The sequence below is a fragment of the Pseudomonas sp. Sample_21 genome (assembly GCF_004307525.1).
Taxonomy (GTDB): Bacteria; Pseudomonadota; Gammaproteobacteria; order Pseudomonadales; family Pseudomonadaceae; genus Aquipseudomonas; species Aquipseudomonas atacamensis.
Map to the genome: position 1 here is coordinate 1 of NZ_RCNZ01000106.1, position 8,771 is coordinate 8,771.

Annotated in this window: 9 protein-coding genes; 7 read left to right on the plus strand and 2 right to left on the minus strand. The window is 61.9% G+C overall.

Annotation, left to right across the window (positions count from 1 at the left end):
- From D8U71_RS20225 to D8U71_RS20255, 7 genes are all read left to right on the plus strand, one after another.
- Window positions 1-308 (plus strand): hypothetical protein (locus tag D8U71_RS20225; RefSeq protein WP_130888532.1); only part of this gene is annotated, 308 nt, incomplete at its 5' end.
- A gap of 290 nt (window positions 309-598) precedes the next feature.
- A complete protein-coding gene (locus tag D8U71_RS20230; protein ID WP_007913915.1) occupies window positions 599-1,558 on the plus strand; it encodes a MoxR family ATPase in 960 nt (319 codons plus the stop codon).
- 5 nt (window positions 1,559-1,563) lie between these two features.
- A complete protein-coding gene (locus D8U71_RS20235) occupies window positions 1,564-2,508 on the plus strand; it encodes a DUF58 domain-containing protein (protein ID WP_016774988.1) in 945 nt (314 codons plus the stop codon).
- Window positions 2,505-3,002, plus strand: coding sequence for a DUF4381 domain-containing protein (locus D8U71_RS20240; RefSeq protein WP_122750528.1), 498 nt, complete (start codon window positions 2,505-2,507; stop codon window positions 3,000-3,002). Before D8U71_RS20235 ends, D8U71_RS20240 begins: the two co-directional genes overlap by 4 nt.
- Window positions 2,995-4,074, plus strand: coding sequence for a VWA domain-containing protein (locus tag D8U71_RS20245; RefSeq protein ID WP_125927359.1), 1,080 nt, complete (start codon window positions 2,995-2,997; stop codon window positions 4,072-4,074). The genes D8U71_RS20240 and D8U71_RS20245 overlap by 8 nt, the downstream gene beginning before the upstream one ends.
- A complete protein-coding gene (locus D8U71_RS20250) occupies window positions 4,071-5,807 on the plus strand; it encodes a tetratricopeptide repeat protein (RefSeq protein WP_024013175.1) in 1,737 nt (578 codons plus the stop codon). Before D8U71_RS20245 ends, D8U71_RS20250 begins: the two co-directional genes overlap by 4 nt.
- The gene (locus D8U71_RS20255; protein WP_130888533.1) at window positions 5,804-7,435 is read left to right on the plus strand and encodes a BatD family protein; all 1,632 of its coding nucleotides are present in this window, start codon (window positions 5,804-5,806) and stop codon (window positions 7,433-7,435) included. The genes D8U71_RS20250 and D8U71_RS20255 overlap by 4 nt, the downstream gene beginning before the upstream one ends.
- Window positions 7,436-7,570: 135 nt before the next feature.
- Here the strand turns inward: D8U71_RS20255 and D8U71_RS20260 are convergent, their stop codons facing one another.
- Window positions 7,571-8,053 (minus strand): hypothetical protein, encoded by a 483-nt coding sequence (locus D8U71_RS20260; RefSeq protein ID WP_130888534.1) that lies wholly within the window; start codon window positions 8,051-8,053, stop codon window positions 7,571-7,573.
- 80 nt (window positions 8,054-8,133) lie between these two features.
- Window positions 8,134-8,574, minus strand: coding sequence for a hypothetical protein (locus D8U71_RS20265; RefSeq protein ID WP_024013178.1), 441 nt, complete (start codon window positions 8,572-8,574; stop codon window positions 8,134-8,136).
- Window positions 8,575-8,771 lie beyond the last annotated feature (197 nt).

The window sequence follows — 8,771 nt, forward strand, 5'->3', positions numbered from 1 at the left end:
AAGAAGACAACATGGCCATGCTCTGCTGCCACAGCGAAAAGGGCGAAATGTTCCTGATGAGCCGTTATCCGGACGAGGATGAGCTGGAAATCACCCTCGATGGCGAGCCATCGACGCTGGACGGGGTAAAAGTCACCCTCAGCCCGACCCTGCTGAAGATCGAAATCGCCGCGGCGGATGCCGATGCGTTGAATGGGGATGATGTGCTGGAAATTACCTTCAATCCGGATATGGTCGATATGGCCGAGGTCGAGCTGACCTTGAAGAATATTCTGGACGGCACTGGCACCTATATCAGCCAGATTTGATGGCGTCTGGACAGGCCCAATCGCTGGCAAGCCAGCTCCCACAGGTTTTAGCGGCGTGCAGGCAATTTATGCAACGCAGCGATCACTGTGGGAGCTGGCTTGCCAGCGATGGGGCCGGAACTGCCGGTCCAACACTCCCCTGCTACAAAAAACCACCAATGCGCCCCGGTATTTCCCGCGCTTTGCACAAATGCCGTTAGTCGCCACCCCCCGCGATGGATTAAAGTAACGCCCCCAGCCCTGGCGTATGACGTATGCCCTCGGCCATCCATTTCCAGGAACAGTCATCGATGGAACATCGTGAAGCGCTGCTGGCGCTGCGAACCTTTCTTTCAACGCAGATTCTCGGCCAGGAAAAACTCATCGAGCGTTTGCTCATCGCCCTGCTCGCCGACGGCCATATGCTGGTCGAGGGCGCTCCCGGTCTGGCCAAGACCAAAGCGATCAAAGAACTCGCCGAGGGCATCGAAGCCCAGTTCCATCGTATTCAGTTCACCCCCGACCTGCTGCCGGCCGACATCACCGGCACCGAAATCTACCGTCCGGAAACCGGCAGTTTCGTCTTCCAGCAAGGGCCGATCTTCCACAACCTGGTGCTGGCCGACGAAATCAACCGCGCGCCGGCCAAGGTGCAATCGGCCTTGCTCGAAGCGATGGCCGAGCGTCAGGTCAGCGTCGGGCGCAGCACTTATGAGCTGTCGCCGCTGTTTCTGGTGATGGCCACGCAGAACCCGATCGAACAGGAAGGCACCTATCCGTTGCCGGAAGCCCAGCTCGACCGTTTCCTCATGCACGTCAAGATCGGCTTCCCCGACGCCGCTGTTGAACGGCGCATCCTCCAGCAGGCCCGTGGCGAGGCGTTGAACGGCGAGACCAAGCCCGAGCGCCGGGTCAGCCAGCAGGCGATCTTCGCCGCGCGCAAGGAAATCCTTGGTTTGTACATGGCCGACGCCGTGGAGGAATACCTGGTGCAACTGGTCATGGCCACGCGCAACCCGGCCAAGTTCGACCCGGAAATGGCCGAGTGGATCGCCTATGGCGCCAGTCCGCGCGGTTCGATCGCCCTCGATCGCTGCGCCCGCGCCCACGCCTGGCTGGCCGGTCGCGATTTCGTCAGCCCGGAAGACATTCAGGCCGTACTGTTCGACGTGTTGCGCCATCGCATCATTCTGTCGTTCGAAGCCGAAGCCGCTGGCATCGATCAGGACCGCGTGGTGCAGCGGATTCTCGACGTCGTCGCCGTCGCTTGACCCCCATGAACGCCGCCCTGCCCTCCGAACCCGGTATCCGCATCAGCCTCGCCGAGCTGATCGAGATGCGTCACCGCGTGCGCGAGGTACAGCTGTTTTCCACGCCGAGTCAGCGCAGCCCGCTGATCGGCCTGCATCACTCGAAATTCCGTGGCCGTGGCGTCGACTTCGATCAGGTGCGGGTGTATCAGGCCGGTGACGACGTGCGCACCATCGACTGGCGCGTCACTGCGCGCACGCAGGAGCCGCACACCAAGCTGTTCCACGAAGAGCGCGAGCGACCGATTTTCATCATGGTCGAGCAAAGCACCCGGCTGTTTTTCGGCTCGGGGCTGATGTTCAAGTCGGTGCTGGCGGCGCAGGTCGCGGCGTTGATCGGCTGGGCCGCACTGGGGCACAACGATCGCGTCGGCGGGCTGGTGTTTGGCGATAACGAGCACTACGAAATCAAGCCTCGGCGCAGCAAACAGAGCCTGCTGCAATTGCTCAACCGTCTGGTCAAGGTTAATCAGTCGCTGCACAGCGAGCGCGAGCCGGATCGCGATGCCTTCGGCGTGGCCCTGCGCCGCGCGCGGGAAGTGCTGCGGCCGGGCAGTCTGGCCATCGTCATTTGCGACGAACGCGCGTTGTCCGACAGCGCCGAACAACAACTGAGTTTGCTGGCGCGGCATTGTGATCTGCTGATGCTGCCGCTGTCCGATCCGCTCGATCACGCACTGCCCGCCGCCGGCCTGCTGCGCTTTGCCGAGCGTGGCGCGCAGCTGGAAATCGACACGCTGAACTTCGACCTGCGCCAGACCTACCGCGCCCAGGCCGAAGCGCGCATCGCCCGTTGGGAATTGCTCGCACAAAAGCTGCGGGTGTTGCTGATGCCGCTGAGCACGCAGAGCGAAATGGTCGAGCAGATGCGCGAATTCCTGAACCCGCAGCGTCCGGGGAAAGGTCGATGAACGGCCTCGAACAACTGCAACCGCTGATCTCGCCGCCGCCGATCGCCTTCTGGCCGCCGGCGCCGGGCTGGTGGCTGCTGCTTCTGCTGTTGCCGCTGCTGGGCTTTGCCGCGTGGAAGCTGCGCCGTTTCATTCCGATGAAGAAACGCCCGGTGGTACGCGCCGAGCAACCGCTGGACCCGGTGCGCATCGCCGCGCTCGCCGAACTGGCGCAAATGCCCAAGCCTTACGACGGCGCTCCGGCCGGTGCCTGGCTGCAACAACTCAACGGCCTGCTCAAACGCCTGTGCCGCAACCACTATCCGTACAGCCAGAGCCACACCCTCAACGGCCGCAAATGGCTGGCCTTCCTCGATAACCGCTGCCCGGCTGCCGGCCTGACGCGCTGGATGGTGCTGGTCGAAGGCGCGTACAAACCGGAATGCAAACTCGATGACAAAGCCATCGCCGGCCTGACCCAAGCGGTCGACACGTGGATTCGCAAACATGTTTGAGTTCGCCTGGCCGTGGATCTTCATGCTGTTGCCGCTGCCGTGGCTGATGCGTCTTGTCCTGCCGGTGGCCGACAGCGGCGAGCCGGCGCTCAAAGTGAGTTTCCTCGCCGACCTCGAAGGCCTCGCCCGCCGCCGCGCCCGCGCCAACTTGCCGGCGTGGCGGCAGCAGGCGCCGTTTATCTTGCTGTGGCTGATTCTGCTGACCGCCGCCGCCCGCCCGCAATGGCTTGGCGAGCCACTGCCGATTGCCGCCAGTGGCCGTGATCTGCTGGTGGCGGTGGACGTGTCCGGTTCGATGGATTTTCCCGATATGCAGTGGCAGGACGAAGAAGTCAGTCGCCTGTCGCTGGTGCAGCACTTGCTCGGCGATTTCCTTGAAAGCCGCGACGGCGACCGCGTCGGTTTGATCCTGTTTGGCAGTCAGGCTTACCTGCAAGCACCGCTGACCTTCGACCGACGCACCGTTCGCATCTGGCTCGACGAGGCGCGGATCGGCATCGCCGGCAAGAACACCGCGATCGGCGATGCCATCGGTCTGGCCCTGAAACGTCTGCGTCTGCGCCCGGCGCAAAGTCGCGTGCTGATTCTGGTCACCGACGGCGCCAACAACGGCGGCGAAATCAATCCGCTGACGGCCGCAAAACTGGCCGCCAGCGAAGGCGTCAGAATCTATCCGATCGGCATCGGCGCCAATCCCGAGGACAGCGGCTCGACCGGCCTGCTCGGGGTCAATCCAAGCCTCGATCTGGATGAGCCGGCGCTCAAGGCCATCGCCGAAATCACCGGCGGCCAGTACTTCCGCGCCCACGACGGCCTCGAGCTGCAAGCGATCAAGGACACCCTCGATCAGCTCGAACCGGTGACCCAGCAACCGACTCAGGCACGCCCGGCGCAAGCCTTGTATCACTGGCCGCTGGCGTTGGCGCTGTGGTTGAGCCTGTTGCTGGTCGTCCGCGAACTGTGGCCGGATAACCCGCTGCAACGCCTGTTTACCAAGCAACTGTATTTGCAAAGTCCGCTGCCGGACTGGCGTCAGCGCTTGCAGCGTTTGCGCCTGCGGAGGCGCCGATGATCGCGCTCTGGCCGCACTGGTTCCGCCCTTGGTGGCTGCTGCTGTTGCCGCTGCTCGGCTGGCTGCTCTGGCAACTCTGGCACCGACAGAAACGCGCCGGGCGCTGGCAGATGATTCTGCCGCCGGCATTTCACGCTGCGCTGCTCAGTGGCGGCAGCGGTCGCCAGAGCAAACTGCCGTGGATCGCCCTTGGCGTGGCATGGTTGCTGACCATTCTGGCCTTGCTCGGACCGAGCTGGGAGCGCGTCGAACAGACCAGCCAGAAACCCGCCGATCCGCTGGTAGTCGTGCTCGAACTGACCCCGGAGATGCTCGCCACCGACTCGCCACCGACGCGTCTGGAACAGGCGCGGCGCAAGCTGTTCGACCTGTTGCAGGCGCGCAGCGATGCGCAGACCGCCATCGTCGTTTATGCCGGCAGCGCGCACACGCTGGTGCCGCTGTCGGATGATCTGGCCACCAGTCGCAATCTGCTCGACGCGCTCAAGCCGTCGCTGATGCCGGAAGCCGGCCACCGCGCCGATCTGGCCGTGGACAAGGCGCTGGCCTTGCTCAAGCAAGGTGCGCTGGGACAGGGACGGATTCTGCTGATCGGTTCGTCGCTCAACGAAGAGGAACGGCGAGGCATTCGCCGCGCGCTCAATGGCGAGTCGACGCAACTGCTGATGCTCGGCATCGGCACCGCCGAAGGTGCGCCGATTGCCCAGGAGGACGGCAGTTTCCTCAAGGACGAGCAAGGCGCGATCCGCGTGCCGCAACTCGACAGTCCTGGTCTGGCGACATTCCTCAACAGCGTCGGCGGCGAGTATCACCCGGCGCGACTCGACGAGGCTGATCTTGGCGCCCTTGGCCTGCTCAACGGCCCGCGCAGCCTGCGCGACGACGGCCAGACCGTGCGCCTCGATACATGGGCCGATCAGGGCTATTGGCTGCTGTTGCCGCTGTTGTTGCTGGCTGCGTGTGCCGGGCGCCGTGGCTGGCTGTTCTGCCTGCCGCTGCTGTGGTGCCTGCCGCAACCGAGCTACGCTTTCGACTTCGAAGACTTGTGGCTGCGCCCCGATCAACAGGGTTTGCACTTGCTCAAGCAGAAACGACCGGCCGAAGCCGCGCAGCATTTTGAAGATCATCAGTGGCAAGGGGTGGCGTTGTACGAGGCCGGCGACTACAGTGGCGCCGCTCAGCGCTTCGCCGAGGGCAGCGATGCCCGCGCCCACTACAATCGTGGCAACGCTCTGGCAAAAAGTGGCGAGCTGGAAGCGGCGATCGATGCCTACGAACAGGCGCTCGAGCTGCAACCGGATCTGCGTCCGGCGCAGACCAACAAGGCGCTGGTGGAAAACCTGCTGAAGCAGAAAAACGCCCCGCCGCCGCCCGAACCGGATAACCAGCCGAACGAACAAAGTCTGCCCGGCGATGAGCCCTCGCCCACCACCGCGCCCCCTCCGGCGGTGAGCAGTGAAACCCAGAGCGAGGCGCAACCGGCCGAGTCGGCCAGCGAACCGCCGCCGACCGCCCCGCCGCTGCCAGGCCCCAATGAAATCCCCGGCAGCAACGAGGAAGAGGAAACCGACACGGTGCCGACCCTGCGCCCGAGTGAGAACAACCTCGAAGGCGAGCAGCGTCAGGCGCTCGAACAATGGCTGGGCAAGATCCCGGACGACCCGGGCGAACTGCTCAGGCGCAAATTCTGGTACGAACAGCAACAACATCAGGATCAGGAAAACAATCGATGACCCGCTTCACCGCTCTCTTGCTGCCCCTGCTGATCTGCACGGCCACCGCTCAGGCGGCCGAGCTGACCGCCAGCGTGGATCGCAGTCGCCTGAACTCCGGCGAGACGGTCGAGCTCACCCTCGAAACTGACGACGTCACCCAGTTCGGCAAGCCCGATCTGTCGGCACTGGAAGCGCTGTTCGAAGTGCGCGGCACGCGCCAGGTCAACCAGCTCAACACCCTCAACGGCGAAAATCGCGCGACCACACGCTGGATCATCACCCTGCTGCCGAAAGAAAACGGCAGCGTAGTGATTCCCCCGCTGCAACTGGGCGAAGCACAGAGCCAGCCGATCACCGTGCAGGTGATCGCCAGCGACAACCGCGAAGACAACAACAGCCTTGATCCGGTGTTCATCGAAGCCAGCCTCGACCAGAACAGCGTCTACGTGCAGGCGCAGGCCATCCTGACCCTGCGCATCTATCATTCAGTCTCGCTGTACGACGACAGCAGCCTGAGCCCGCTGCAAATTGCCGATGCGCGCATCGAACAACTTGGCGACACGCGCACCTACGAGAAAGACATCAACGGTCTGCGCCACGGCGTGATCGAGATGCGCTACGCGATCTATCCGCAACACAGCGGCCTGCTGACCATCGCGCCGCAGACGTTCAGCGCCACGCTGGTCGATACCGCGCCATCGGCAGACGCCTCGGGGCCCAAGCCCGGCAAACTGATGCGCGTGAGCTCGGCGTCGATTCCGCTGACGGTCAAACCGAAACCGCTGACCTACCCGGTCGATGCACCCTGGTTGCCGGCGCGCAACCTCAGCCTCAGCGAAAGCTGGAGCCCGGAACCCGACCACACCCAAGTCGGCGATTCCCTGACCCGCAGCCTGACCCTGAAAGTCGAAGGCCTCGCCAGCTCGCAACTCCCAGCCCTGCCCGCCACCGACGTCAACGGCCTGCGCCGCTACCCCGACCAACCGGTGCTGAGCAACCAGAGCAGCGACCGCGGCATCATCGGCAGCCGCGAAGAACGCGAAGCCCTGGTGCCGAGCCGCAGCGGCGCGATCGACCTGCCAACCGTCGACGTGGTCTGGTGGAACACCTTCGAAGACCACCTCGAACACAGCAGCCTGCCCGCGCGCACCCTGCAAGTGGCGAACAACCCGAGCCTGCAAATCGACACCCCGGCCGGCACCCTGCAACCGAGTACGCCCGACAACGACACCCTGTGGTGGTGGAAACTCAGCACCCTGATCCTCGCCTGCACCACCCTGCTCGGCTTCGGCCTCTGGTGGCGCGCCCGCTGGCAACCGGCAATCCACCGCGCCGCCCAGACCGGCCCGAGCCCGCGCACCCTGCTCGACGACATCAAACGCGCCAGCCAGGCCAACGACCCTCACGCCACCCGCCAGGCACTGGACGCCTGGGCGCGGCAGCAGCCGGAGACACTGGCAGACATGGCCGCGCGTTTTGTGCCGTTGTCGGACGCGTTGGACGGGTTGAATGGTGCGCTGTACAGCGAGACGGGGCAGCATTGGCAGGGTGAGGATTTGTGGCGGGCGATCCGAACGATTCCAGCGGCGGAACGGGTGCAGGATCCGGTGAGTGAGAGTGGGTTGCCGCCGCTTTATCCGAAGTAGGTCCCGTCACCCTCGGGATTCGGAGCGGAGGTCACGGCAACCGCCGAACTCTCTGAATCGATTCCCACTTTTGGCACGTAAAACGGGGACAGACTACGTTTTCGGAGTAACTTGCTAAACATGGCCTGTCCCCGTTTACCCGCAGGTGAGTTCGACATATACAGCTTCGATGATGGCATTGTCTTCCTCAAAGTCAGGTACATAAAATCTCAAGCCCACGTCAATGACATTGAATCCTGAGCTATTGAAGACCAGAACTTCTCCTCGCCTGGACAGAAATTGTTGAGCCACCAAGGCATCTTCACCGACCAGGTTCTGCTCATCCCAGAAAAGCTTACTCCACTTAAAAAACTCGACACCAACGACTATGAGCTTTTCATCAAAGTACACATGAACGCCCAAGTCATCATAAGCGTCAGTCGGCACTGCCGAATCTTCGGTTTTGAAAAACGCCTCAAAACCACCACCCAGGGCTGTTCGGGATTCATCTCGCGTCATACCAGCGCGAATCAATCCCAAGTCCCCGCCCCCCAAAAATCTGAAAATCTTCGTCATGTCTTCTTGAACTTTTCCTGGTTGAAGGGCAAATCTGAAGTTGGTTGATACGCCAATGCTCACTGCAACGACCCAACTCCAAGCGACTAAAGGATCCCTCAGGGACAGTCCACGTTTTTTAAACGAGGTCTGTCCCGTTATCCTCAGAGATCGAACACAGAACGAACATATTCCGTCAGTCCAATTAAATCCTCGTACGCCACTGGACCAAGCAAAGGTTCATGAATGGACAAATAGACCGCTGCCGTCATGTTTACTTGCAAAGCACATTCATCCACGCCCCACAACCTTGACGGTGCAATCATCCAGTTAATCCCAGGCAGCCCTTCGCGTGACCGGCCAACAAGCGACCATGCTACCCCCCCCCTGTAGCCTTCCACGGCGACTTTCAACTTGTCGATATCAACGTTGCTAATACACTCAAACCTGAAAGCGATGAAGGGTGGCAGCGCAGAATGATCCTCCCGCTGCATTTCATTCCCAACCCTTACTTTTGGAAAACGCTGTTGATACTTTTGCCACTCCAATACGCCAACTTCAGCAATAACAGTCAGGAGATGGCCTTCTTCATTCTCAACTGTCATAAATTAAAGACCTTTGATCCCTCGAGACAGGCCACATTTATTTAAACGTGGTCTGTCCCATTATCCTCCGTCCTATTATTCTCCTTAGTTGCTACTGGCCCCCAATATCCGCGAAAAGGAGGTTCCGGCGCAACCAATCTCCAAACCTCTGCGGAGTCACAACATTTGAACCAAAACTCATCAAATCCAGGTCCAGC